The sequence below is a fragment of the Truepera sp. genome, assembly GCA_032027045.1.
Taxonomy (GTDB): Bacteria; Deinococcota; Deinococci; order Deinococcales; family Trueperaceae; genus JAAYYF01.
On sequence record JAVSMU010000001.1, the window covers coordinates 737,592 to 761,871 of the forward strand.

22 protein-coding genes are annotated in these 24,280 nt (G+C 69.7%); 12 read left to right on the plus strand and 10 right to left on the minus strand.

The window, feature by feature from the left end; translation table 11 throughout:
- Positions 1-150: 150 nt before the first annotated feature.
- Positions 151-2,322 (plus strand): phosphate acetyltransferase, encoded by a 2,172-nt coding sequence (pta, locus tag ROY82_03280; GenBank protein MDT3681490.1) that lies wholly within the window; start codon positions 151-153, stop codon positions 2,320-2,322.
- Here pta and ROY82_03285 read toward each other — a convergent pair.
- A complete protein-coding gene (locus ROY82_03285) occupies positions 2,319-3,281 on the minus strand; it encodes a hypothetical protein (protein MDT3681491.1) in 963 nt (320 codons plus the stop codon). The genes pta and ROY82_03285 overlap by 4 nt on opposite strands.
- 41 nt (positions 3,282-3,322) lie before the next feature.
- Between ROY82_03285 and ROY82_03290 the strand changes: the two genes are divergently transcribed.
- The 3 genes from ROY82_03290 to ROY82_03300 all read left to right on the plus strand — a co-directional run bounded on the left by ROY82_03290 (position 3,323) and on the right by ROY82_03300 (position 7,051).
- On the plus strand, positions 3,323-5,638 hold the full coding sequence (locus ROY82_03290; protein MDT3681492.1) for an endonuclease MutS2: 2,316 nt from the start codon (positions 3,323-3,325) through the stop codon (positions 5,636-5,638).
- A gap of 72 nt (positions 5,639-5,710) precedes the next feature.
- A complete protein-coding gene (locus ROY82_03295; protein MDT3681493.1) occupies positions 5,711-6,355 on the plus strand; it encodes an HAD family hydrolase in 645 nt (214 codons plus the stop codon).
- Positions 6,356-6,364: 9 nt separating this feature from the next.
- On the plus strand, positions 6,365-7,051 hold the full coding sequence (locus ROY82_03300; GenBank protein MDT3681494.1) for a TIGR00730 family Rossman fold protein: 687 nt from the start codon (positions 6,365-6,367) through the stop codon (positions 7,049-7,051).
- 11 nt (positions 7,052-7,062) lie between these two features.
- On the opposite strand, the gene ROY82_03305 is transcribed toward ROY82_03300, so the two are convergent.
- On the minus strand, positions 7,063-8,151 hold the full coding sequence (locus ROY82_03305; protein MDT3681495.1) for a peptidoglycan DD-metalloendopeptidase family protein: 1,089 nt from the start codon (positions 8,149-8,151) through the stop codon (positions 7,063-7,065).
- A 31-nt stretch (positions 8,152-8,182) separates the two neighbouring features.
- Between ROY82_03305 and ROY82_03310 the strand changes: the two genes are divergently transcribed.
- The 3 genes from ROY82_03310 to ROY82_03320 are packed head-to-tail and all read left to right on the plus strand — an operon-like array spanning position 8,183 to position 10,273.
- Positions 8,183-9,574, plus strand: a complete 1,392-nt coding sequence (locus ROY82_03310; protein MDT3681496.1) for an MATE family efflux transporter — start codon at positions 8,183-8,185, stop codon at positions 9,572-9,574.
- A gap of 44 nt (positions 9,575-9,618) precedes the next feature.
- The gene (locus tag ROY82_03315) at positions 9,619-9,756 is read left to right on the plus strand and encodes a hypothetical protein (GenBank protein ID MDT3681497.1); all 138 of its coding nucleotides are present in this window, start codon (positions 9,619-9,621) and stop codon (positions 9,754-9,756) included.
- A gap of 13 nt (positions 9,757-9,769) precedes the next feature.
- A complete protein-coding gene (locus ROY82_03320) occupies positions 9,770-10,273 on the plus strand; it encodes a hypothetical protein (GenBank protein MDT3681498.1) in 504 nt (167 codons plus the stop codon).
- 19 nt (positions 10,274-10,292) lie between these two features.
- Here ROY82_03320 and ROY82_03325 read toward each other — a convergent pair whose 3' ends face one another.
- The gene (locus tag ROY82_03325) at positions 10,293-11,300 is read right to left on the minus strand and encodes a rod shape-determining protein (protein ID MDT3681499.1); all 1,008 of its coding nucleotides are present in this window, start codon (positions 11,298-11,300) and stop codon (positions 10,293-10,295) included.
- Between the two features lie 57 nt (positions 11,301-11,357).
- Here ROY82_03325 and ROY82_03330 point away from each other — a divergent pair, with 57 nt between their 5' ends.
- Together ROY82_03330 and ROY82_03335 are read left to right on the plus strand one after the other, a co-directional pair.
- Complete coding sequence (locus ROY82_03330) at positions 11,358-12,398, plus strand: NAD(P)H-quinone oxidoreductase (GenBank protein ID MDT3681500.1); 1,041 nt, start codon at positions 11,358-11,360, stop codon at positions 12,396-12,398.
- 201 nt (positions 12,399-12,599) lie between these two features.
- Positions 12,600-13,364: a methyltransferase domain-containing protein gene (locus ROY82_03335; GenBank protein ID MDT3681501.1), complete on the plus strand. Its 765-nt coding sequence runs from the start codon at positions 12,600-12,602 to the stop codon at positions 13,362-13,364.
- Between the two features lie 94 nt (positions 13,365-13,458).
- Here the strand turns inward: ROY82_03335 and ROY82_03340 are convergent, their stop codons facing one another.
- Genes ROY82_03340 through ROY82_03360 form a run of 5 tightly spaced genes read right to left on the minus strand, consistent with a single transcriptional unit; the run spans position 13,459 to position 20,041 of the window.
- Positions 13,459-14,346: an NAD(P)-dependent oxidoreductase gene (locus ROY82_03340; GenBank protein MDT3681502.1), complete on the minus strand. Its 888-nt coding sequence runs from the start codon at positions 14,344-14,346 to the stop codon at positions 13,459-13,461.
- 16 nt (positions 14,347-14,362) lie between these two features.
- A complete protein-coding gene (locus tag ROY82_03345) occupies positions 14,363-15,589 on the minus strand; it encodes an acetoin utilization protein AcuC (protein ID MDT3681503.1) in 1,227 nt (408 codons plus the stop codon).
- Positions 15,562-16,215 carry a CBS and ACT domain-containing protein gene (locus ROY82_03350; GenBank protein ID MDT3681504.1) on the minus strand — a complete coding sequence of 218 codons (654 nt, stop codon included), beginning with the start codon at positions 16,213-16,215 and terminating at the stop codon, positions 15,562-15,564. Before ROY82_03350 ends, ROY82_03345 begins: the two co-directional genes overlap by 28 nt.
- Positions 16,216-16,239: 24 nt before the next feature.
- Positions 16,240-16,839, minus strand: coding sequence for a GNAT family N-acetyltransferase (locus tag ROY82_03355; protein ID MDT3681505.1), 600 nt, complete (start codon positions 16,837-16,839; stop codon positions 16,240-16,242).
- Positions 16,840-16,882: 43 nt separating this feature from the next.
- Positions 16,883-20,041: a hypothetical protein gene (locus ROY82_03360; protein MDT3681506.1), complete on the minus strand. Its 3,159-nt coding sequence runs from the start codon at positions 20,039-20,041 to the stop codon at positions 16,883-16,885.
- 95 nt (positions 20,042-20,136) lie between these two features.
- Between ROY82_03360 and ROY82_03365 the strand changes: the two genes are divergently transcribed.
- From ROY82_03365 to trxA, 3 genes are all read left to right on the plus strand, one after another.
- The gene (locus ROY82_03365; protein MDT3681507.1) at positions 20,137-21,318 is read left to right on the plus strand and encodes a CofH family radical SAM protein; all 1,182 of its coding nucleotides are present in this window, start codon (positions 20,137-20,139) and stop codon (positions 21,316-21,318) included.
- Between the two features lie 11 nt (positions 21,319-21,329).
- Positions 21,330-22,565: an amidohydrolase family protein gene (locus ROY82_03370; GenBank protein MDT3681508.1), complete on the plus strand. Its 1,236-nt coding sequence runs from the start codon at positions 21,330-21,332 to the stop codon at positions 22,563-22,565.
- Positions 22,566-22,673: 108 nt separating this feature from the next.
- Positions 22,674-23,003 carry a thioredoxin gene (gene trxA / locus ROY82_03375; GenBank protein ID MDT3681509.1) on the plus strand — a complete coding sequence of 110 codons (330 nt, stop codon included), beginning with the start codon at positions 22,674-22,676 and terminating at the stop codon, positions 23,001-23,003.
- A gap of 56 nt (positions 23,004-23,059) precedes the next feature.
- Here trxA and ROY82_03380 read toward each other — a convergent pair whose 3' ends face one another.
- Positions 23,060-23,458, minus strand: a complete 399-nt coding sequence (locus ROY82_03380) for a hypothetical protein (GenBank protein ID MDT3681510.1) — start codon at positions 23,456-23,458, stop codon at positions 23,060-23,062.
- Positions 23,459-23,529: 71 nt separating this feature from the next.
- On the minus strand, positions 23,530-24,240 hold the full coding sequence (locus tag ROY82_03385; GenBank protein MDT3681511.1) for a hypothetical protein: 711 nt from the start codon (positions 24,238-24,240) through the stop codon (positions 23,530-23,532).
- Positions 24,241-24,280 lie beyond the last annotated feature (40 nt).

A 24,280-nucleotide genomic window follows, 5' to 3' on the forward strand; every position in this document is an offset into this window, starting at 1 on the left:
GGCAAGCGGGCCTCGGGTGTTGTGGCACATCGGGCACGTGCCGTCGCTCACAGTCTGCCGGAGGACGTTCTCTGGGAGTGCGTCTCTCCTCGCGCCGGGCGGCCACACTAGTCGTAAGGTAGTCGGGGAGGCGCCCCTCGGCGACCATACATGGCATCTGCGCACGGTTTCTTCGTGGTACCGACCGGCCCTGGAGTGGGCCTCACCTCGGTCTGCCTCGGCCTGGTCCGGGCGCTCGAGCGTGAGGGCCTGCGGGTGGGGTTCATCAAGCCGATCAGGCAACCAGGCGATGACGAGGGCGTGGAGCGCTCCACCGAGTTCGTGCGCCGGAGCACGACGATCGAGCCTGGCGAGCCCATGCGGTACGCCGAGGCCGAGGCGCACCTCGCGGCCGGGCGGCAGTCCGAGCTCTTGCAGGCCCTGGTAGGGCGCTACGAGAAGGCCGCCGCCGGCGCCGACGTGATCATCGTCGAGGGGCTCGCGGCCACGGCCGACCACCCGAACCTGGACGGCTTGAACGCCGCGCTGGCGCGCGCGCTCGACTGCCAGTCCATCTTCGTGGCGACACCCCAGCCGGACCTGAAGGCCCTCGACGATCGCCTGGAGCTGGCCGCCCAGTTGTTCGGGGGCGCCGGTAGCGCCCGCGTCCTCGGCGTCGTCGTCAACCAACTCAACGCCCCGAGCATGGCCGTCGTAGGCGCCACTCGCACGGGCATCCGCCTGCCGGACGTACGGCTGGACGCCGAGGCCCTGAGGACGACGCTCGGAGTCTTCCGCCACGCCGGGTTCTCGCTGTTGGGGGCCATACCGTGGAGCGCAGCCATGGTCTCGCCGCGAACTCTCGACGTGGCCAAGCACTTGGGGGCCGAGTCCATCAGCGCGGGTGAACTGGCGACGCGCCGCGTAGTCGATGTCTCGTTGGTGGCGCGCTCGGTGGCGCACATGACCCACCGCCTCAGGCCGGGCGCCCTCCTCATCACGCCGGCGGACCGTGACGACATCATCCTCGCCGCCTGCATGGCGGCGCTCAACGGCGTGCCCCTGGCCGGCCTCGTGTTGACGGGCGACATCGCCCCCAATCCGAACGTCATGAAGCTGTGTGAGAAGGCCATCGCCACCGGGCTCCCCGTGCTGGCGGTGAAGACCGACTCTTACGTCACGGCGGCCCGCGCCGCCGCCATGAACCTCGAGGTGCCCATCGACGACGTCGAGCGCATGGAGCGCGCCATGAACGAGGTCGCGGAGAACCTCGACATCGGTCCGCTGAAGGCGCGCTTGCGCATCAGCCGCGAGCTGCGCCTCTCGCCACCCGCCTTCTTGTACCGCCTGGTGGAGCTCTCACGCGCGGCCGACAAACGCATCGTGCTTCCAGAGGGCGATGAGCCACGGACAGTGTTGGCGGCCGTCGAGTGCGGCGAGCGTGGCATAGCCACCTGCGTCCTGCTCGGCGATCCGGCCGAGGTCCACCGTGTGGCCGAGGCACAAGGGGTCGCGTTAGGCAAGGGCGTGGAAGTGATAGAACCCACCGACGACCTGCGGGAACGGTACGTGGCGGCCATGGTCGAGCTCCGCAAGCACAAGGGCCTCACCCAAGACGGCGCGCGCAACCAGCTGCGCGACAACGTGGTGCTGGGCACCATGATGCTGGCTCTCGGCGAGGTCGACGGCCTCGTGTCGGGCGCCACGCATACGACGGCGAACACGGTGCGCCCCGCCCTGCAACTGATCAAGACCCACGAAGAAGCCAAGCTCGTCTCGTCGGTCTTCTTCATGTGCCTCCCGGATCAGGTGCTCGTATACGGCGACTGCGCCGTGAACCCCGACCCCGACGCCGAAGAACTGGCCGACATCGCCATCCAGTCGGCCGACTCGGCGGCGGCCTTCGGGATCGAGCCGCGCGTGGCGCTCCTCAGCTACTCGACCGGCACCTCGGGTGAGGGGGCCGACGTCGACAAGGTGCGCGAGGCCACGCGCATCGCCAGGGAGCGCCGCCCCGACCTCGTGCTGGACGGTCCCCTCCAGTACGACGCCGCGACCGTTCCCAGCGTCGCCGTCAGCAAGGCACCGGACAGCCCGGTGGCAGGCAGGGCGACGGTGCTCATCTTCCCGGACCTCAACAGCGGCAACGCCACCTACAAGGCGGTTCAGCGTTCGGCCGGCGTCGTTTCCGTCGGTCCCATGCTGCAGGGGCTGAGACGGCCCGTCAACGACCTGTCGCGCGGGGCCCTAGTGGACGACATCGTCTACACCATCGCGCTAACGGCCATCCAGGCAACGGCCACGCCGGGAAGCAGTGAGCCCGCTGCCTCGCCGAGCGCCTAGCCGACCGGCAGGTCACGCACGCGTGGGTAGGCCTTCAAGTACCTGAGCCATAGCCCCTGGAGCCAGCCGTACCGCTCCGCCAGCTCCCGGGCCGTGCCCTTCGCCGGGGTCAGTCCGCCGGTGTAGACGGCGCCGATGGCGTCGAGGGCACCGGTGTCGCGCCAGGGGACGCGCTCGTAGCGCCCGAGGCCGCGCCACGCCACCTGCTCCGCCGACCAGGGCCCCAAGCCCGGCAGGCCGCTCAGCCACTTGAACAGGTCGTCGTAGGCGGCCGTTCGCAGCCACTGCTCGTCCATCTCCTCGAACGCCTCGGCGAGGCCCCTGAGGCGGTCGACCTTGCGCAGGTTGTTGGTGGCCGCGAGCAGGGCCGGCCGTGAGCCGTCGTCCAGGGCCAGTGGGGTGGGGAACGCGCCAAGCGTGCCGGCCCCGTCGGGCGAGGCAACCTGGGTTCCCAGGTACTCCACCAAGCGCTCCGCGCTGGCCCGCGCGAAGGCCGCCGGCGTGCGCTGCCTGATCACCGTCCAACAGGCCGCCGCGAAGGCCGAGCTGAACAGGGGCGGGTGGAAGCCCGCCAGGCGCTCCACGACCGGCTCGAACGGCGGGTCCGCGGCCGTCAGCAAGGGAGTGGTGTCGAGGTCGAGGGCGAAGCGCCACGACAACTCGCGGGCCGCGTGCAAGGCGTCCGTTCCCGAGAGCGGCTTAGGGGCGTGGACCGTGGCGCTCAGCGTGGCCGGGCCACCGGACGCAGGCCGCACCTCGACGGCTACGGGGCCGGCGGCCGGCAGCTCCAGGGCCAGGAACCAACCAGCACCGTCGCTCGCGGGTCGGCCTGCGTCGCCGGCGCCGGCCCAGCCCCGCAGCGCCAGGAGCGTATGGCGCCAGTTGAAGGGGGGTGTCGCCGTCAGCGTCAGGTGAGAGCTCGAGGCGCCGCTGCTACTTGTGGGCTCGCTGGTTCGCACCCGGGCAGCCTAACCGGGAGCGGCCCGTATACTTGGGCGCCTTGTTGGTCACGAACTCATCCCTCGAGAAACTCTCGTTCGATCGCGTGAGGTCGGCCCTCGCCGAGCGGGCAGGGACCTTCATGGGCGCCGAACTGGCGCGCGCCCTCGCGCCTCACCTCGAGGAGGCGGAGGCGGAGCGCGCCCTGGACCGCGTGGCCGAGGTCGTCGACGGGGGTTACCTGACGCTCGGCGGCATAGAGGACATCCGTGGCGCCTTGCAGCGCGTGCGCGACGGCCAGCTGTTAGACGGCACGGAGATCCTCTCGATCGCTTACAGCATGGACGGGGCGGCCACGTTGCGGCGCGCGATCCTCACCTCCCAGCGTGCGGCCCTGAGCGAGTTGGCCATGGAGATCGGCACGTTCGACGGGGTGCTGCGGCTCGTGCGCGAGCAGCTCGACCCCGACGGCAACGTGCGTGACGATGCCACGCCCAAGCTCCACGACATCCGCAGGCGCCTCAACCCGATCCGGGGCCGCATCCGCGAGCGGCTCACGCGGCTGCTGCAGCAGTACTCCGAGTACGTCCAGGACCCGATCATCACGCTCAGGCGTGACCGCTACGTCATCCCCATCAAGGCCAATCACCAGGCGCGCGTGCCCGGACTGGCCCTCGACCGCTCCGACTCGGGGGCGACCGTTTTCATGGAGCCCGCGGGCGTGGTGGACCTCAACAACGAGCTCGCGATCCTGGAGATGGAGGAGCGCGACGAGGTCCGGCGCATCCTGTTGGCCCTCGGAAGGCGGCTAGCCGACGAGCCCCGCCTCGACGAAAGCATGGACGTGGTGGCCCGCCTCGACCTGGTCAATGCCAGCGCGAGGCTGGCCAACGAGTGGCGGCTCGCGCGGCCCGCCTTCGACCCTGCCGGGCGCGTCAGGCTCATCGGCGCGCGTCACCCCCTCGTGCCCGATTGCGTACCCAACGACGTAATGCTAGACGCCAAGCAGCGCCTCCTGATCGTCACCGGACCCAACGCCGGCGGCAAGACGGTACTCCTGAAGACGGTGGGCCTGGCCGCGGTCATGGCCTACGCCGGGCTCTTCGTGGCCGCCGCTGCGGCCAAGCAGCCGCTCCTGCCGCGCACGCGGGAGCTACTGACCGACATCGGCGACGAGCAGAGCATCGAAGCGAGCCTCAGCACCTACGCGGGCCACCTTCGCAACCTTCGCGCCATTGCCGAGAAGGCCGACGAGCAAACGCTGGTGCTGATCGACGAACTGGGCTCGGGAACCGACCCCGACGAGGGCGCGGCGATCTCGCAGGCCATCCTCGAGGCGGTCGTGAGGTCGAGCGCCAGGGGCCTGGTCACCACACACCTAGCACCGCTCAAGGTCTTCGCCAGCGACACCCCTGGCGTTACGAACGCCGCCATGCGCTTCGACGTGGACGCCCTCAGACCCACCTACCAGCTGGTGGTGGGCCAACCGGGACGCAGCTACGCCCTCGCCATAGCGGAGCGCCTCGGCCTGGCTCACGACTTGCTGGAACGGGCCTCCGAACTCCTCGGCCCCGAGGGCGAGCGCTTGGAGAGCCTCCTCCTCACGCTCGAGGCGCAACGCGACGAGTTGCGAGCGAGGTTGGACGAGGCCCGGACCGCGAGCGAGCAGGCGGCGCGGGAGGCCGAGCTGTTGAGGGAGCAGATCGCGAGGCTGCGAGGCCGCGAGGACGAGCTGATGGCGGCCGCGGCTCAGAGAGCTGAGGCGGTCCTCCAGGACACGCTCCAACAGGCAGCGAGGCTCAAGCGCAGCGCCCGTGAGGAGCCCGAGTCGCGCTCCAGGGCCCTGGAGGAGATCGGCAAGCTGAAACGCCAGGCGAAGGTGATGGCCGGTGGTGCGCGCCGGCCGACAACCTCGGATGAAGAGGGTAGAGCCGACCCCTTCGCGGTGGGCGCGCGCGTGCGGGTCGAGAGTTACGGCGCGGAGGGTCCCGTGCTCGAGCGGCGGGGCGATCAAGTCGTCGTTCAACTGGGGCTCATCAAGGTCGAGGTGCCGTTGAGCGACTGCCGCCCCGTGAAGGCGCCCGAGAAGAAGCGCACCGGGGCGGCGCCGTTGGCGATGACTCAGGCCGTTGCGCCAAGGGAGCTGAACCTGCGCGGGGAGCGCGTCGAGGCGGGCCTCGAACAGCTGCGCGACTTCCTCCTCGAGGCCCACGCGCTGAAGCTCGAATCCGTGCGCATCGTGCACGGCAAGGGCACGGGCGCCCTGCGCGACGCCGTGCGCCACTACCTGAAGAGTGACAAGAACGTCGAGCGCTTCGAGGACGCCGTGCCGTACGAGGGCGGCCATGGCGTTACCGTGGCGTACCTGCGCCGCTGAACCAGCCTTGTGGCCAACCCGGAGGCGCCGCTGACCCTCCGCCATCTGCACCCCATCTGCGATACTCGGACCATGACCCGCCGCAGCGCCATAGTGTTCGACCTGGACGGGACCCTCGTCGATTCCCTCGACGACATCCTCGACAGCTTCCTCGCCGCCTTCGACGCCGTGGGCTTGCCCAGACCCGAGCGAGCGGCCGCACGCGCCCTGGTGGGCAGGCCGCTGGGGGAGATGTACTCCCCGTTCGCCCCGGCGGAGGCGCTGGCCCCTCTCGAGTCCGCTTACCGCGAACATTATCCTCGCCACTTCGTGACAAGGACGCGGCCGTTCCCCGGGGTGCTCGACCTCCTCGGGCAACTAGGGGAACGGGGCTACTCGCGCGTGGTGGCGACGACCAAGCGACCCGACGCCGCCCGCGCGCTGGTCGAGGCCGTCGGGCTGGCTGGACTACTCGACCACGTGCAGGGCACGGAGGGCTTCCCTCACAAGCCGGCGCCCGACGTCATCCTGAGGGGCTTGGCGGCGGTCGGGGGCGCGGGCGAGTGGATGGTTGGCGACACCGTATCGGACATCGAGGCCGGCCGAGCAGCGGGGCTGAAGACCTACGCGGTCACGTGGGGAACGCACGACGCTGAAGCGTTGGCGAGTGTGGGCCCCGACGCGCTCGAGGCCACCCTCACGCCCCTCCTGCACCTGCTGGACGTCACGGACGGTTAGGCTGATCGCATGAACGGCATCGAGAAACAGTACGTCATCGACGCCCTCGCCGAGGACTCATGGCGCATGTTCCGGATCATGGGGGAGTTCGTCCAGGGGTTCGAGGAGATGGCCGACGTCGGGAAGGCCGTTACTGTGTTCGGCTCCGCGCGCCTGCAGCCCGGCAGTGACCTGTACGAGAAGGCCAGGCGCCTGGGGGCCGACATGACCAAGGAGGGCTACACCATGCTCACTGGCGGTGGCCCTGGGATCATGGAGGGGGCGAACCGGGGCGCCATGGAGGCCGGCGGCCGCAGCATGGGCCTCAACATCGACCTCCCGCACGAGCAGTCGCCGAACCCGTACCAGACGGACACGCTCAAGTTCAAGTACTTCTTCGTCCGCAAGGTGATGCTGGTCAAGTACTCGACCGCCTTCGTCGTCTTTCCCGGCGGTTTCGGGACCATCGACGAGTTGTTCGAGGCGCTGACGCTCATCCAGACGCACAAGATCAAGCCGTTCCCCGTCTACCTGGTGGGCGTCGAGTTCTGGCGCGGGCTGCTGCAGTGGCTGCAGGGCACGCTGCTGCGCCTGGGCACCATCTCGGAGGGCGACCTCCACCTGTTCAAGGTCGTGGACGACATCAGCACCATCCCGGACGAGATAGAGGCCTATTACCGCAACTCGAACATGGCGGGCTTCAACCTGCCCTGGTGACTTGTCGGGCGTCAGTCGTGATACGGCGGCAATGCCGCCACGCCGAACACCTGGGCCGCCAGGCTCCAGATCTGCTCCGGTTCCATGCCGGCACCCAGGTACTCGCCGTTCGGCTGCCAGACCTCCACGTGCGGGTGAGGGCCGTCGTGGGTGCCCTGGGCCGCCTCGATGGTGCCTGAGTTGCCGGTCGAGCCGATGATCTCGCCCTGTCTCACGAAGACGCCCTCGCGGATGCCCTCCGCCACTGCGGAGAGGTGCGCGTAACGCGTGACGAAACCGCCAGCGTGCCGGATCCAGACCTGGCGGCCCCTGAGGCGGTCGAGGATCTCGGGTGGCGTGTCCAGCATGCTCGAGGCCTCGGCCACCAGTTCGTCGTACGCCTTCAGGTCGTTCTCGACGTAGTCGCGATCGGCGCGGATGACGACGCCGTCGGCCACGGCGACGATCGGCGTGCCGTAGCCGATATCCACGCTGACCGTGCCGTCGTAGAAGTCGAAGCCCTCGTGGTAGCCGTTGCGGTAGGCGCGCCGGGCACCGGGTAGGTGGCTGCGGCGTGAGCTGATGGTGGCCCCCTCCACCGGCACTATGTACCCGGTCGGCCAGCCCTTCACGAAGGGTCGTTCCGCCGCCTCCCGAAGGCGGGGGAGGACTCCGGAGGTGCGCACGGCCGGGTTCTCTTGAGCGCGGTCGGCCGCGTTCTTGCCGGCGGCGTCCTTCAGGGTCGGATTGGCCCCGGCGTTCATGAGGTAGAGGACCTCCGAGGGCGTGCCCGCAGCGGCGGCCAGCATCAGGGCGGTGGAGCCGTTGGCGGTGACCTCGTCGATCCCGGCACGCGCGGCCAACAGGGCGTCCATCACCGAGACCGGGGCGTGGTTCCGGACGGCGGCCATGAGGACCGTGTAACCGTCCATGTCACGAGCGTTCACGTCGGCGCCGCCCCCCAGAGCCGCAGTTACCGCCTCGACGTCCGCCGACTCCAAGGCGCTGAACAGGCTGGGCTTGGCAGGTTCCGGCGTACCGCCGAAGGGCGGGAGCCCGAGAGCCCAGAGGGCCACCCCGGCCACCACCACCGACGCGAGCACTGCTGCCACTATCCGCATGCCTCAATGCTACCGCTACACTCGTTCGGTTATGTTTACAGCCGTGTTCGCGCCGCGCAAGAGCGAGTTCCTGAGGCTGTTGCGGCTGGCCGGACCACTGGTTCTGGCACAGCTCGCCCAGAACGGCATGAGCTTCGTGGATACCTTCATGGTGGGGCGCTTGGGCCCGGGCGCGCTAGCGGCTATGGCCCTGGGAGCCACCACCTTCTTCACGACCTCGATAGTCACCTCGTCCGTGCTCTTCGCCGTGGGGCCGGTGGTGGCTCAAGCGATCGGAGCCGGCCGCCGTGACGAGGCGGGTCACGTCGCCTCGCAGGCACTCTGGCTCGCCGTGGTGTTCGCCGTCCCCGGCATAGTGATCTTCCACAGCATCGGGCCGCTCCTCTACCTTTTCGGGTTGGAGCCCGAAACGGCCGCGCTGGCGGCGGGCTACCTCCGGGCCATCTCGCTGGGCTTCCCGTTCTTCCTGGGGTTCCAGGCCCTGCGCGGCTTCCTCGAGGGCAACGGTGACGCCCGCCCGATAATGTACATAGCCTTCTTCGGGGTCGCCCTGAACGTTCTTCTATGCGAGGCCCTGATCTTCGGGCACTTCGGGTTGCCGGCGTTAGGCGTGGTGGGCACGGGTTACGCCACCGCGACCGTTTACCTCGTCATGTTCGTGCTGGTGGCGGCACTGGTCACCTGGCGCTACCCGAAGCAGGCCGTACTGAGAGGCATGCGGCACCTGGAGTTCCAGGTCATGCGCGAGCTCGTGCGAGTCGGCTGGCCGATTGGCTTCACGACGGGCGCCGAGGTCGGCCTGTTCACCCTCTCGGCCCTGCTGATGGGGCGCTTCGGCGAGGACATTCTGGCCGGCCACCAGGTAGCCATGCAGTCCGTCTCGATGACTTTCATGGTCCCGCTCGGCATGTCGATCGCGACCGGCGTGCTGGTGGGACAGGCGGCAGGCAGGGGCGACGATGCGGCGGTCAGACGCATGGGATTCATGGGGATCCTCGCTGCCATCGGTTTCATGACCCTCACGGCCTGTCTCTTCGCCTTCGCCCCACGGTACGTGATCGGGATCTACGCGAGCCTCGACGATCCGACGAACGCGAGCATGATCGCGACCGCGGCGGGCTTCTTGGGCATCGCCGCCATCTTTCAGCTCTTCGACGGGGTGCAGGTCACTGCCATCGGGGCGCTCCGCGGGCTCAGGGACACGCGCATGCCCATGCTTTACACCATCTTCTCGTACTGGCTCGTCGGGGTGCCCGTAGGGCTGCTGCTGGCGTTCAAGCTCGGTTTCGGCCCGCGTGGGCTGTGGTTCGGGATGGTCGCCGGGCTGGCGACGTCCGCGGTGCTCATGACCGTCCGCTTCGCGCGGCGCTCGAGGCAGGTCGCGCCCGTGGTGCTCGGCAGTCCGACGACGCGGCCAAGCTAGGGCGCCGATCGGCGGGTGGGGTAGAATCGCCGCCGGAGGTTCACGTGGAAGAGTTCCTCGCCATCGGTAGGAACGCGGCGATCATAGTCCTCTCGCTGTCTGCGTTCGCGTCGTTCTTCGTCCTGATCACGCTGTGGCTCGCGCGTAACACCGTCGAACCCGAGCACGAAGCCGGCTACTGAACCCGGGGTTCCGGTGAACCCGGGGTTCCGGGCGCTGATCCGCGAGCCGCTGAAGCGCTACCTCGCTGCGCCACGGCTCGATGAGCACGCCGCGGCCGCGGTTCTCCGGGCCGCGTACGCCACCGCGTTCATGGCGCAGGTCGTCATCGCAGTCTTGGTCGCGATCGTCGTGCGGCTGCTGGCTGCGGGCCAGACTCTCAGGCCGAACGCAGTCCTGACGTGGACGTTGGTGGCCTTCGCCGTCCTCGAGATGATCGTGGCCGGGGTGCTCGGCAACCGCCTCGGGGTCGTCAAGGGCAGGCGCGCGGCCCTCTCGACCACGCTATTGGTGGCCACCTTGTACGGCTCGGTAGCCTGGTTCATGGCGCTGGCCCTGGCAACGGAACAGCGCGGCGTCGCACTTTACGTGTTGCTACTGCTGCTGGCCACGGGCTACGCGCTGGGTTTCCTCGCCGTTGGCCGGCTGGCCAAGGCGGCGGCGGCCGAGCGGGTACCTCCAGCGTCGGAAGCGGCCTAGGAGCGGACCCAGACGGCGTTCAGCGGGCCCGTTCGAAATGTGCGTCCTTGAGGACGTGCACCAGGTCGAGCGCCTGGGCCGTGCCGAGGACGACACAGTCGGCCGGGTTCGCGGCGACGCCCACGGGGATGGCCGTGATGGTCGAGAGATACGTGTCGAGGTGCCTTAGCAGCGCGCCGCCGCCGGTGAGGACGATGCCGCGCTCGATGACGTCGGACACGAGCTCGGGTGGACCCTGCTCGAGTACCTTGCGCATGCCCTCGGCGATCCTCTCGAGCGAGGACCGCAGCGCCTGGACCACGTCCTCCGTAGTGATGGTCACGCTCTTGGGCATGCCGTCGATCAGGTCGCGGCCCCGCACTTCCATGCTCTGCCGGTCCGCCTCCGACATGATCTTCGCGGCCCCTATCTCGCGCTTGATCTCCTCGGCCGTGCGGTCGCCGATGAGCAGGTTGTGCTTGGCCTTGACGAAGGCCATGATGTCGCGATCGAAGGTGTTGCCGGCGATGCGGAGGCTGTGGGAGACCACGATGCCCCCCATGCTGATGATGGCCAGGTCGGTGGTGCCGCCACCGATATCGATGACCATCGAGCCGATCGGCTCGGCGATGTTGATACCGGCACCGATGGCGCCCGCCACCGGTTCCTCGATCAGGTACGCCCTGCGCGCCCCGACCTCGTGGACGGCCTGCACCACCGCGCGGCGCTCGACGTCGGTGATGCCTGAGGGGATGCAGACCATGATGTTGGGGCGGATGAAGCGCGAGGGCCCCGTGAGCACCTTGCGGATGAAGGCCTTCAGCATCCTCTCCGTCAGGGTGTAATCGGCGATGACGCCATCGGCCATGGGCCTCACGGCAGTGATGGTCCCGGGCGTGCGGCCGAGCATGCGGTAGGCCTCCTGCCCGACCGCCTTTATCTCGGTCGTGCCCTTGAGCACCGCGATGACTGCCGGCTCGCGCAGCAGAACGCCCTTGCCCTTCACGTGGATCCTGACGTTCGTCGTGCCTAGGTCTACGCCGATCATGGCACCACGCTACCAGTTGGACCGCTCGCGTTGGGTGGGAACTCGTAGCATGATCCCATGGCAGAAGTCGCGGACTCCAAGCAGATGACGGCGCTCATCCCGAACGCGAGCGGGGCGTTGAAGCCGGCAAGCGTCGCACGTCCGGTTCCGGGTGAGCACGAGGTGCTCGTGCGCGTGCGGGCGGCCGGCATCAACCGTGCCGACCTTGCTCAGCTGGCCGGGCTCTACCCGCCGCCGCCGGGCGCTTCCGACGTGCTCGGCCTCGAGGTGGCTGGGGAGGTAGCGGGCTTCGGACCGGGGCTCTCCGAGGCCGACGAGGCGGACCCCGAGGCGGGCCCGTACGCGCGGCTCGGGTTGGACGTGGGGACGCCCGTCTGCGCGCTGCTCCCAGGCGGCGGTTACGCGGAGTACGTGAGCGTGCCGGCGGCGATGCTCATGCCGGTGCAGCCGGGCTGGACGATGCTCGAGGCGGCGGCCTGGCCCGAGGTCGCCTTCACGGCGTTCCTCAACCTGTTCCTGGAGGCGCGCCTGCGGCCGGGGGAGCGGCTCCTGGTGCATGCGGGTGCGAGCGGCGTGGGCACGATGGCGATTGCGATGGCGAAGGCCGCCGGGGCCGCCGTCTACGCCACCGCGGGCGGCCCGGCCAAGGTCGGGGCCTGCCTCGCACAAGGCGCCGACCTGGCGTTCGACCGTTACGACCAGGAGTTCGCCGCGGCACTGGCCGAGCACGGGGTGGACGGGGTGGACGTCGTGCTGGACGTGGTGGGCCGCGCATACTTCGACTCGAACATCGACAGCCTGAGGCCGGGTGGGCGCCTGGTCGTGATCTCGACCCTGAGTGGCGGGAGCGTCGAACTCGACCTGCGGCGGCTGATGGCGAAACGCTTGCGCTTGATAGGCTCGACGCTGCGGGCGAGGCCGGTGCCGGAGAAGGTCGACATAAAACGCGCCCTCTTCGGCCGCTTCGGCTCCCGCCTTGCCGCCGGTGAGCTGAAGCCGGTGATCGACAGCACCGCGCCGTGGACGGACGTTTCCCGCCTGCACGCTAAGATGTCGGAGAACCTGAACATCGGCAAGCTGGTGCTCGAGGTCGCGTGAGTTGGCCGCGGAGTTCTAGCGCGTGCGAGTGGGCCGCGGTACTCGGGGCCCAGTGAGTGGGCCGCGCCGGCTGCCGCTTGCGGGGGCGGGTTGGTCGACTACCGGCGCGACAGACGCACCTTACGCGGGCCGGGCGACCGGCGGGGAGGGGACCTAAGCTATACGCGAGCCGGTCTAGGCCGGCGGTATCATCGAGCGGTCGTGAGCGAGGAGCCACACATGGACACGCTCGAGGCCCCGCGGGTGGCGCCCTACACGGCGCTTGCCGACGTCTACGACGTCATCATGGCCGAGGTCGAGTACGACGAGTGGGCGGAGTTCATCCTGAGAGTCGCCGAGGAGCGAGGGTTCCGTGGCGGGCCGCTGCTGGACCTCGGCTGCGGCACAGGCAACGCCACGCTACCGATGTGGGAACGCGGTCACGAGGTGGAGGGCCTCGATGCCAGCGCGGCCATGCTGAGGGTGGCGCGGCGCAAGCTGCCCGGAGTCGGGTTCACCCTCGGTACCTTCGAAACGTTCGAGCTGACGAGGCGCTTCGGTCTCGTGTACTCGGTTTTCGACGCCCTCAACAACCTCCTCAGCGACGAGGCCTTCGCGGCCTGCTTGCGGCGCGTGCATGAGCACCTGACCCCCGGGGGCGTGTTCGTCTTCGACGTGAACACCCCCACCGGGCTGAGGGAGCTGTGGCACGGTGGCGTTGCCGAGGGCTGGGCGGACGACGTCTACTACCGCTGGAACCACGCCTACGACGAGACGACCGGGCTGGCCACGGTGTCGGCCTTCTGCGAGACGGAGGGCGCCGCGTTCACGGAGGTGCACCGCGAACGGGGTTACGACGAGCCCCACGTGCGCCGCTTGCTGGAGGCCGCGGGATTCGAGGGGGTGGCGGCGCTCGCCTTCCCAGAGGCCGGACCGCCGCCGCCGGGCGCCGAGCGGATCTGGGTGGTGGCGCGTAAGCCCCAGTGACAACGCGGATAGCGTGGCGCGCGGCGCGGCCCAGCGCGGATAATCGGCCTTGCTCGGATCATCGGACCTGCTCGGATCATCGGCGCCGCTCGGATCAGTCGTTGCGGCCCTTCAGCCCGGCCTGCTCGCGCACGACTCTCGCGATGTTCGACACGTCCTCGTCGCCCAGGCCGCGCGACACGAGGCTCGTCTCCAGCTGCTCCACGTAGGCCGACACGGGCATGCTCACCCCGAGCTCGCGCGCGGCGTTCAGGGCGATGCCCAGGTCCTTGCGGTGCAACCGCGTGCGGAAGCCGAGCGGGTACTGGTCCTCGATCATGTTGCGGGCCCGGTTGGCCAGCACCCATGAGCCCGCGGCGCCGCCCTCGAGGGCAGTGAGCGCGGCGTCGACGTCGATGCCCGCCGCCATGGCCAACGTCATGCCCTCGGCCACTGCTGCGTAGGTGCCCGCGATGACCACCTGGTTCACGGCCTTGGCGACCTGGCCGCTCCCGACCGGGCCCACGTGCGTGATGGTCTTGCCCAGATGCTGCAGTACGGGGCGCATCCGCGCCAGCGCGACCGAGTCGCCGCCCACCATGATCGAGAGCGTGCCGCTCTTGGCGCCTTCGCTGCCGCCCGACACGGGTGCGTCGAGCATGGTCACGTCGTGATCCGCGAGCGCGGCCGCTATGCGGCGGGTGGTGGCGGGGCTGATGGTGCTCATGTCCACGAGGATGCCGCCCGGCTTCATGCCCAAGGCGGCCCCTTGATCGCCCAGCACGATGGCCTGGACGTCGGGAGTGTCGGACACCATGGTGAAGACGGCGTCCTGACCCTCGGCGCAGGCTAGCGGGCTGGCGGCCCGCGCCGCTCCCAGGGCGGCGAGCGGTTCCTCCCGCTCGCGCGTTCGGTTGTGGACCGTCACCTCGAAGCCGGCGGCGAGCAGCCGTCCGGCCATGGGGGCGCCCATGGTGCCAAGGCCTATGAACCCGATGCGCATGCCAGACCCTCCAGACTCAGCGAGAGGTTACCCCGCGGCCTAGTCCGGTGTCCTGCCATATCTCGTCCAGAGCGGCGACCACGCGCGCGACGACCACCGCGTTGCGGCGGGCGACCTGCTCGCGGTTGCGGCTGGGTGCGAAGTCGGAAGGCCCGTCGAGGGCGCGGTCGGGCAGGGTCGTGCCCGCGGGTAGCCGGCCCCGCCACGTCTCGGCCCACGCCGGCGGCAGCTCCGCGGGAAGCTCGCGGCCCGTCATGGCGGCCCACAGGTGGGCCCATGCGCGCGGCACCGTGCGGTACGGGTCGTAGCCGCCGCCGCCGGTGGCGACCAGCCGGCCGCCCGTCAGTTCGTCGGCCAGCGCCACGACGCGTAGGTACGCCTGGCGCATCCCCTCGAGCGTCTGAGACAGGTCGGCGAGCGGGTCGAAGTGGTGCGAGTCGGCGCCCGCTTGCAGCACGATGACGTCGGGAGCGAAGGCGCGCAGCGCCCTGGGCGCCACGGCGTCGAACGCCGCCAGGTACGACTCGTCATCGGTGTAGGGCTCCAGGGGGACGTTCACGCTCAGCCCTCGCCCGGGACCCTTGCCGGTCTCGTAGACATGACCCGTCCCGGGGAAGAGGTACTCACCAGATTCATGGAGACTGATCGTCATGACGTTCGGGTCCTCGTAGAAGAGCCACTGCACGCCGTCCCCGTGGTGCGCGTCGAGGTCGACGTAGGCGACGCGGAGCCCGTAGCGGTCCACGGCGCGGCGTATGGCCAGGGCGAGGTCGTTGTAGACGCAGAAGCCGGAGGCGCGGTCTTGCAGCGCGTGGTGTAGCCCGCCGCCAAGGTTGAGGGCCCTCGTAGCGGCTCCGGAGGCAACGGCGTCCAGCGCCGTCACCGTGCCGGCGCAGACCAGTCTGACCAGCTCGTGCATGCCGGCGAAGATCGGGTTGTCCGCGGTGCCAAGGCCCCACCGGGCCGCGCCCGTGGTGGGGCCCCCGGCGGAGAGGGCCTTGACGGCCTCCACGTAGGCCCGGTCATGCACGGCAAGCAGGTCGTCGTCGGTGAGGGGGGTAGGGGGCACGACCTCCGGGTCGGCCAGCAGTCCGGCGCTGGTCAACAGGGAGCGCGTGAGCTCCACGCGTAGGGGCTTGAACGGGTGGTCCGGGTGAAGCTCGAACCGCGCCATGCGCGGGTCGTAGACGAACACGACCCGCTGCGCGCCCTCGCTCACGCTTCCGTCGTCTCCGGCGGCCACAAGACGTTGTAACCGAGACCTCGCAGGTGTGCCGCGAGGCCGTGCCCGTCGAGCGTCCCGACGCGCAACACGAACGTCACGCTGGCCTCGTCCGCGCGGGCGGTCAGCACGCTGGAGACGTTGATGTTGCGGCTGGCCACGCGGTCCAGCAGCCCGGCCAGCGCCCCGGGCCGGTCCACCAGCTCGACCTCTAGACGGCTGGACGCGCCCTTCACGCCCGACATCCGGACGAGCGCGTCCAGCATGTCGATGCCGGTCACGATCCCGACCAACCGGCCGTCGTCCATCACGGGCATGGCGCCGATCTTGTTGTCGCGCAGCACCTTGGCCGTCTCCTCGACGGGGTCCTCGGGGTGCGCCACCAGGACTTCCGGCACCATGACGTCCCTCACGGGGTGAGAAGCGGTCACTCCCTTCGGGGCCTTGGGGTGATCGGCGCCGACCAGCCGTAGGTCGCGGTCGGAGACGATCCCCAGGAGGTGGTCCGAACCGGCGCCGCCACTACGCCCCTCGAGGATCGGGAAGTGGCGGATGTTGCGTTGCTCCATCAGCGCTTGCACGTCCCGGATCGGCGTGTCAGGGCCGATGGCAACGACGTTGCGGGTCATGATCTCCTTCACCAACATGCGGTTCTCCTCTGTGGTCCGATGCTACCAGGCCCCCGCGGCGGTCACCGGCTGCGCCCTCCTCAGGCGGTGGAACTCCTCGACGACGCGTGGTGGGGCCAGCGGCCCGATCCGCGCCATGAGAGCGTTGGCCGCGCTACTGCGGATCTCTTCGTCGCTGGTGGGGAACGAGTCCATGCCCGCGGAGTGGTAAAGCCGCTCGAGCATGCGCCGGTACGCCAGGTCCGTGAGGCCGCTGCGGACCAGGTCGTAATGCCAGACGTAGAGCGTGGCGAACACGACGGTGTGATCGAAGCGCCCACCTTCGAAGCTCGCCTGGAGCAGCCGCCTGGCGAGGTTCTGGCTGCGGTACTCGGGGGCCACCTCGATGGCGCCCAGCTCGATGAGTTCCCCGGTGGCGTCGGCGCCCCACGACTCCACCTCGGTGGGCGGATGGAACGCGACGTAGCCGACCAGCGTGCCGCCGTCCGTGGCGCTCACGACGCAGCCCCGCGCGTCAGAGGCGATGTCCACCAGCGCCGCCAGCTGCTCGGCGGGCGGACGGAAAAGGGCCAGGCGCTCATGGGGTGCCAGGGCCGCGAGGACGCTCGGGTCAGCGCATGCGGTGATGATCGCCGCTGCCATCAGCTCTCGCCCGGGGCGCTGTCAGGCGCCACGCCGCGCCCGCCTATGCCACGGCCATGCGGATGCGCGTGCGCCAGGAGGCGACCAGGGCGTCGGGCAGGCGGGCGGGGGTCGAGGGCCCCGTGCCGTCGACTCCGAGGAGCGACCTGAGGCGCCGGTGCGACTTCCAGGCGTCGCCCACCTGCCGCTCGTCGGCGGACTCCCCGAACGCGCGTAGCAGCCCCTCGTGGTACGGGAACAGTGCTTCGTCCTCCAAGGCATCCGCCAACGTCTCGGCCGCTTCCCTGGCGCCGTCGAGCAGGAAGTGGACCTCGATGGCCAGGGCCTTGAGTTGGGCGCGTAGGCCCGTGTCGCCGCGCTCCTCCGGGCCGAACTCGCCCAAGAGCCTTTCCGCCCCCTCGAGGTCTGCGAGGGCCTCCGCCGGCCGCGCCAGACGCATGTTCGCGGCGGCGCGCGCGCCGCGCGCCAGAGCTCGCTGATAGTCGAAACCCGCCTCGTCCAGTGCGGCTTGGGCGTACTCGTGGGCCGACGCTCCGTCGACGGCGAACTGGCTCGCGAGCAGGAGCGCTTGGAGGCGCAGGGAGGCGCTTTGCGGCCCCAGGGTGTCTACGGCCGCAAGGACCTCGTCGATGCGTTGCCGGGCGTGGCGTAGGTCGGGGGAGTTCAGGTTGTCGCGCAACGCCGGAAAGGGCCGGCGGTAGGGCAGGGCGAGGCCGCGGCAGGCGTAGGCCACCGCAAGGCGAAGAGTGCCGCGCAGTACGCGGTAATCGGAGCCGGCGTTCTCGGACCGTGCGTGTTTCCGGAAGCTCGCCAGTGACTGCGTGATCGCGTACGTTGCCTCCTCGTAGTCGCCCATGGCAAGCGCCGTGAGGGAGGACTCGTCGTCGATCTTCGCGCGCCAGAACTCCGCCTCGTCGCCAACGACCCCGTCGGCCCCCAGCTGCTCTCGCGCCGCCGTGAAGTCGTCCACGGAACCGGCCAGGTCGCCGCGCAGCCGCAACAGGCTGCCGCGGCGCGCGAGGTAACGCGTTCGCTCCTGGGGCAGGGCTTCGGAGCGTTGCGACAACTGAACGGCGCTGTCGAGCGCCCCTAGCGCCGCGTCGAGCAGCCCCAAGCGCATGGCGATGTCGCCGCGCTGGAAGTCGATGCGCGCACGGACCAGGTCGTCGTCTGCGTCGGCTTCGTCGAAGAGTCGGAGCGCCTCCTCGAGGTCACCCCTGTCCTTGGCGATCAGTCCTTCCCATACCTTGGCCTTGGTGAACACGAGCCGCGACTCGTTGGCATGGCCACTGAAGCGGCCGAGTTCCTTACGTACCGGGCCCGTGACGAGCCGAGCGGCCTCCGTCAGGTCTCCGCGCCAGCGCGCGATGCTCGCCCGTGCCAGCAGGTATTCGGCGCGCAGGAGGGGAGAGTCGGGGCTCGGTGCGGTGTCGAGGAGCACCTCGGCGCGGTCGAAGCGGCCGGCGAGGGCCTCGCCCTCCGCCCGCTTTATGAGGGTCCACGCTCGCAAGGCCTGGTCGCTCGAAGCGGCGGCGGCCTCGAACGCCCGGACTGCCTCCGGATGTTCGTATGCGCCCAACTTGACGTAATGCGCCGCGACTTCCTTGGCCACGGCGTCGAAGGCCGGGCCCTTGCCGAGCTCGGCGACGGCGGCGTGCCACACCTGGCGCACCTGCGCGTGTGAGACCGAGTGCGTGGCCAGCCAGCACGTCAGCGCCAGCCATTCACGCGACTCGAAGAGGTGGTGGAAGTAGCGAGCGGCCGCTTCGCCGGTGGGGTCGGCGTTGGCCTCGGCCTCGTAGGCGCAAGCGGCCGCGTGTTGCGTGCGCCGGTAGACCTCCGGCTCGGCCGCCATCAGCCGCGCCTGCAGGGCCCGGGCGAGTTGCCGGGAGAACGGGCGGTACTGCCCGGGCTGCCCCGGGACGGCGTCCAAGAAGGAGAGCTCGAAGGTCCCGAGCTCGCGGCCGACGTCCCTAACTCGCTGCATGACGTCCGCCCCGAACACCATGAACTCGGGCGGCGACAGCACCGCCAGGGCGGCCAGGAACTGGCGCAGCTCGGCGTCGCCGGCGACCACGAGGCGCGAGAGCTGCTCGATGTACTGCTCGTCGGGCTGCTCGCCCGCCTCCTGAGGGGCCCTGGCCTGGGCGAGGAGGGTGAGGGTGCGCAGTTCCTCGAAGGACCTGCCGGCACGCCTAACGATCTCCTCCTGTTGGGCGGCGCCCAGGTGCGGCACCCTGGCCTTGACGAAGCGCCGCGCCTCGGAGGCCGTCGGCGGGGTCAACCTGAAGGGAGCGGTGAAGCTGCCAAGCCGCTGCATGGCCCGTGCCGGCAGATCGGTCATGGTCACGAAGAGTGCCGCATGCGGCTGCCGGGCGAAGGGTTCGAACAGCGTCACCCACAGCCATTCACTCGCGCTTACGCGGGGCACCTCGGGGGTGTTGAGGCGCAGCGGCACCAGGCCCAGGGCGTCTTGGTTGGTGAACGACTGTGAAACGTGCAGCATGAGCAACACCCTCGACTCGCGGCTTCGCAGGGCGTCGAGGATCAGGCGCGCCACCTCGGCCTGGGCATCGGCCTGTACGGCGTATGCGCTCGCGGTGGCGATGCGGACGAGCCGCGATTCCATGACCTCGCTCGGCACCCCAAGCAGAGTCGCCAGTCGCGTTAGCGCCGTTGCGAGGTCCGTGCTACCGAACTCGAGCCTGACGATGTCGAGGTCCAGGCCATCGATCAACTCGACGCCCTGGCGCACGTAGTCGGTGAGGAGCGTCTTGCCGGAGCCGGGGCGGCCGGTGACCAGCACCTTGGGCATCTCTCCGTCGCGCAGCCCGCCGACCAGGGCGCGGTACGCCTTGCGCTTGTCGCGCCCCAGGAGCTGCAAGACCTCCTGTTCGGCGCTGGCCGTCGGCGAGAGGATGGCCTGCAGGTCGGGCATGTCGAGGGGTGGGTTGCCGGCTTCGCGCCACAGCGTATCGAGGATGGAGAACAGCGCGCGCTTGTCGGGTATACGCCCCTTGTCGCGGTAGATGATGTTGCGCACGACGTTGGGGTTGGCGCCGCGGGCCTCCATGGTGCCACGCAACCAGTTGATGCTGCCGACGACACCCAGTTCGTCGCGCCGCTGGCCGATTGCCTGGCGCACGCTCTCGAACAGCGGGCGCCAGGGACTAGCCGCGTCTTGCGGCACCTTGCTGGACATGCCCTAGTTTACCTGCGATCGGCCACCGAGTACACAGGTGCCGCTCGGCCCCGTGGCTACCCGGCGCGCCTCGGGGCCGGTGCTATGCTTCCGCCATGAGCCTGACCGGCAAGGCGGCGTCCGGCACGCGCCTCACACCAGACGAAGCCCTGCAGCTCTTCGACGTGCCGCTGTTCGACGTGGCCGCGGCCGCCGACTCGGTGCGCAACCTGCGCACGGATCCGACCACCGTCACGTACCTGATCGATCGGAACATCAACTACTCGAACGTCTGCTCCGTCGGCTGCTCCTTCTGCGGCTTCTACCGCACGCGGCGCCAGGACGATTCCTACACCCTCAGCTACGAGCAGATCTCGCAGAAGATCGTCGAACTGGAGAACGTCGGCGGGAGCCGCATCCTCATGCAGGGCGGCGTGAACCGTTACCTCCCCTTCGAGTGGTACCTCGACCTCATGCGCCACCTCAAGGCGCACCACCCGGACATCAGGGTGGAGGCCTTCAGCCCCGAGGAGGTCAAGGGCATGGCTGGGCTCACGGGGATGACCACGCGCGAGGTGCTGATTGAACTGCAAGCAGCCGGTCTCGACGGCCTGCCTGGCGGCGGCGGCGAGATCCTCGTCGACGAGGTGCGGCTCGCTCGTCACGTCTCTCCCGGCAGGATCTCGGCGGATGACTGGATCAGGGTCATGGGCGAGGCGCAGGAGTTGGGCCTCTACACGACGGCCACCATGGTCATCGGCTTCGGGGAGACGCCCGCCCAGCGCGTCGAGAGCCTGCTGCGCGTGCGCGACCAACAGGACCGGGCACTGGCCACCCACGGCAACGGTTTCTCGGCGTTCATCTCCTGGACGTTGCAGACGCAAGGGGTGCGCATAGCGGGCAAGGCACCCGGTGCCGGAGCCCACGAGTACCTCCAGAACGTGGCCGTGAGCCGCGTCCTGCTCGACAACGTCGTCAACTTCCAGGCGTCGTGGCCGACGATGGGCTACAAGGTGGCGCAGACCGCCTTGTACTTCGGTTGCAACGACTTCGGGTCGACCATGCTCGAGGAGAACGTCGTGTCGCAGGCGGGCGCCAAGCACAGCAACACGCCCGAGAGCGAGATAGTGCGCCAGATCGTGGACGCCGGCTACCTCCCGGCGCAGCGCGACTCGCTCTACGGCATCTTGCGCCGGGTCGACCCCCGCGAGTTCCAGCTACCCCGGTCGGCCGGCGTGCCCTCCGGGCAGCTGACGGGTCAGGCCGCTCAGGCGGCCACGGACGCCTCCGCGGGTTAGGCGACCAGCCAGTGTCGACGCGCCCCCTCGACAGGGTCGTCGCCGGGGAAGGCAACGCCGAACTGGGCCGCGTGATGGCCACGGCGAGCGTCGTGTACGACGGCCTGGGCCTGCCCCGAGCCGACGCCGCGATCGTCGTTCAGCGCGCGCCGGGTGTCTCGAGCGTGGTTCGCGTCGCTGGCGCGGCCGACGCCCGCACCGCCTACCCGGACGCCCAGGAGATCGACTGCGGGTTCGCGGTATCGCCGCCGGTGGTCAACGCCCACACGCACCTGGACCTCTCCGACATGCCGTTCACGCCCGGCGGGTACGTCGGCTTCATCGGCGCCGTGATCGCGCACGGCCGCTCCGGGGGTCGGGGGCCCGAAGCGGCCGAGCGGGGCCTGGCCGAGCTGGTGGCGAACGGCACGAGCGTGGTAGGCGACATCGTGGCGAGCGAAGGCACCATGCGGCTCCTGCTGCGGCAGGACTCGCTGGCGGGCGTGGCCTACTGGGAGGTGTTCGCCCCCAGGCTAGAAGACGCCGAGCCCGCGTTCGAGGCCGCGATCAGGGACGTCGAACGCTTCCGCGCGCTGGAACGGCCGGGCGGGATGCGGGTCGGGATCTCGCCGCATGCGCCGCACACCGTGAGCGCCCCCCTGCTGGTGAGGCTCGCGGCTTACGCCCGCGCCGAGGGCCTGCCGATCGCCATCCACTTGGCCGAGAGCCCGGCCGAGCGCGAGTTGCACGTGAAGGGCACCGGGGAGCTGGCCCGCTCGCTGGCCGCCGCCGGCTTCCCCTTCGCGGCCAAGGGCGTGTCACCCGTCCGTTACCTGTACGACCTCGGCGTGCTGGACGGGGCCCCCACGCTCATACACATGGTGCAGGTCGATGAGGAGGACGTCCGACTAGTGGCGCGGGCGGGGTCGGTGGTGGTTCATTGCCCCCGGTCGAACGCCGCCCTTGCCTGTGGCGAGTTCCCGTGGTTGCTCTACGCCCGCCACGGCGTGGAGCTGGCGTTCGGCACGGACTCCCGTGGGTCGAGCCCCGACCTCGACGTGACCAACGAAGTGGCGGCCGCACTGGCTGCGCAGGGCGCGCGGCTCAACGCGCGCGCGGGCGTAAGGGCCGCCGTCAAGGGTGGCTACAAGGCGCTGTCCATGGTCCCCCCGCGGGTCGTGAGGGGCGCACCGGCGCGGTCGTTGGTGGCTTGGGCCCCAACGGGCGCGGACGAACTGCCTGAGGGTGTCGAGGCGACGGGTGTCTAACCAACTACGCGGGTGTCTAACCAACTACATTGCCGGGTTCGGCGTGCCCCGTATCCTGAGGGCAGCAGGACGAGCGGCGCTTCGGCGCCACGATGAGGAGACCCACTTATGAGCAAGACCACAGAGTTGACCGACGCCAACTTCGCTTCCGAGATCGGTTCGGGCCTCGTGCTCGTCGACTTCTGGGCGCCTTGGTGCGGCCCGTGCCGCATGGTGAGCCCCGTGCTCGAGGAACTCGCGTCCGACTACGCCGGCAAGGTCAAGGTCGGCAAGCTTAACGTCGACGACAACATGCGCGTGGCGCAGGAGTTCCGCGTGATGAGCATCCCGACCGTCATGTTGTTCAAGGACGGCCAGGCCGTCGAGGTCATGATCGGGGCGCAGCCCAAGTCCGCTTACCAGGCAAGGCTGAACAAGCACGTTCCCGTCGACGCCTGAGCGGTAAAGCACTCCTCAGGCGAGGCGGCCCGGGTTCCCGATCGGTCCGGGCTGGATCAGCCGGGGTTGAAGGACGTCACGCCGCGGGGAGAAACGCGCCACGCCCTCTCGGGCAGCCGCGAGGACGTGAGCACCAGCAAGTAGCTGGAGCCGTCCGAAGCGAACTCCTGTAGCGTCCAGCGCGCGCCCTCGGGCAGCTTCACGTCGATGAGCGCGTTCGTCGTGTACACGCCCGTCTCCAGGTAGCCCAACTCCATGCGGTGGTAGAGCACCTGGGCGGTGCGTTCCAACTCGGCGGCCACCGGGTCGGCCGAGGCCGCAGGGCCGAAAGCGCCCGGCGCGCAGGCCGCCAGTAGCAGGACCAGGAGTGCCGGGGCGAGGATGGTCGGGCGCAGTGAGGCCTTGCGGCCCCGCGCCACGTTGCCGGGACGCGCGAGGTGAGTAGGGTTGACCATGCCCAATGCTAACCGCCGACCGCGTGAGCAGCGTGACCAGCTCCGCCGCCGGCGAGCCGGCAACGGCGCCCTCACCCGACGTCCTCCAGGATCGGCGCCAGGCCCATGCGGATCACGTAGCGTTGGGCTCCCGTGCGGCGCTGGTAACGCTGGACGAGCGCGAACATCTCGCGCTGCAGTTCCTTGGCGTCTGCGAAGTCGAGCATGAGCTGGTCGCGCCACAAGGAGAGCGTGGCCGGAGCGTCGGCGTCGAGCGTGGAGGCGTTGGCGTCGGGCGTAACGGCCGTCTGCACCTGCAAGCGCCCCCGCGCGTCACGGTAGAAGCGCGTGCCCCACTCGCCCAGGGCCTCGCGCCTGCCCCTAACGACGTTGCGCCTCAGCAGGCGTTCCCAGTACGCGTCGCGCTCGGCCAATGCCACTTCCAACGACTCCGAGTGAGTGACCTCGAAGGGTACGAAGAACACGTCGGCGGTGGAGCGGTAGAGCTTGATGCCGCGACCGGCACGGGGCCGGGTGCCCACCACCTCGAGGAGTCCCAGGGCAACGAACCGCTGGGCCCGCTTGAGGGTCGTGTTGGGCTTCTCGCCCGTCTCGCGAGCGGCTTCCGACACGCTTCGGGTGCGCCCGAGGAACGGCATCAGGTGCCGTAGGCTCGCGCTGTTCGTCAGCGCATCGGCGGCGCGCTGGTCCGTGATTATGAGGGTTCGCGCCTGCGCCGGTGACGTTCTGGTTTCTTCCGCCACCGGCTCCGCCGGGTTCCTATGTGATTGTGAGCCTGTCATATCACCTAGATTAGTCGCAAACTGGAAGGGGTATAGGCGC

Excerpts from the sequence above, each read along its gene's own strand:
- pta (MDT3681490.1), top strand. The coding sequence starts at position 151 with ATGGCATCTGCGCACGGTTTCTTCGTGGTACCGACCGGCCCTGGAGTG.
- ROY82_03310 (MDT3681496.1), top strand. The coding sequence starts at position 8,183 with ATGTTTACAGCCGTGTTCGCGCCGCGCAAGAGCGAGTTCCTGAGGCTG.
- ROY82_03360 (MDT3681506.1), bottom strand. The coding sequence starts at position 20,041 with ATGTCCAGCAAGGTGCCGCAAGACGCGGCTAGTCCCTGGCGCCCGCTG.
- ROY82_03385 (MDT3681511.1), bottom strand. The coding sequence starts at position 24,240 with ATGACAGGCTCACAATCACATAGGAACCCGGCGGAGCCGGTGGCGGAA.
- ROY82_03355 (MDT3681505.1), bottom strand. The coding sequence starts at position 16,839 with ATGGCAGCGGCGATCATCACCGCATGCGCTGACCCGAGCGTCCTCGCG.
- ROY82_03330 (MDT3681500.1), top strand. The coding sequence starts at position 11,358 with ATGGCAGAAGTCGCGGACTCCAAGCAGATGACGGCGCTCATCCCGAAC.
- ROY82_03365 (MDT3681507.1), top strand. The coding sequence starts at position 20,137 with ATGAGCCTGACCGGCAAGGCGGCGTCCGGCACGCGCCTCACACCAGAC.
- ROY82_03325 (MDT3681499.1), bottom strand. The coding sequence starts at position 11,300 with ATGATCGGCGTAGACCTAGGCACGACGAACGTCAGGATCCACGTGAAG.
- ROY82_03380 (MDT3681510.1), bottom strand. The coding sequence starts at position 23,458 with ATGGTCAACCCTACTCACCTCGCGCGTCCCGGCAACGTGGCGCGGGGC.
- ROY82_03350 (MDT3681504.1), bottom strand. The coding sequence starts at position 16,215 with ATGTTGGTGAAGGAGATCATGACCCGCAACGTCGTTGCCATCGGCCCT.
- ROY82_03295 (MDT3681493.1), top strand. The coding sequence starts at position 5,711 with ATGACCCGCCGCAGCGCCATAGTGTTCGACCTGGACGGGACCCTCGTC.
- ROY82_03300 (MDT3681494.1), top strand. The coding sequence starts at position 6,365 with ATGAACGGCATCGAGAAACAGTACGTCATCGACGCCCTCGCCGAGGAC.
- trxA (MDT3681509.1), top strand. The coding sequence starts at position 22,674 with ATGAGCAAGACCACAGAGTTGACCGACGCCAACTTCGCTTCCGAGATC.
- ROY82_03305 (MDT3681495.1), bottom strand. The coding sequence starts at position 8,151 with ATGCGGATAGTGGCAGCAGTGCTCGCGTCGGTGGTGGTGGCCGGGGTG.
- ROY82_03340 (MDT3681502.1), bottom strand. The coding sequence starts at position 14,346 with ATGCGCATCGGGTTCATAGGCCTTGGCACCATGGGCGCCCCCATGGCC.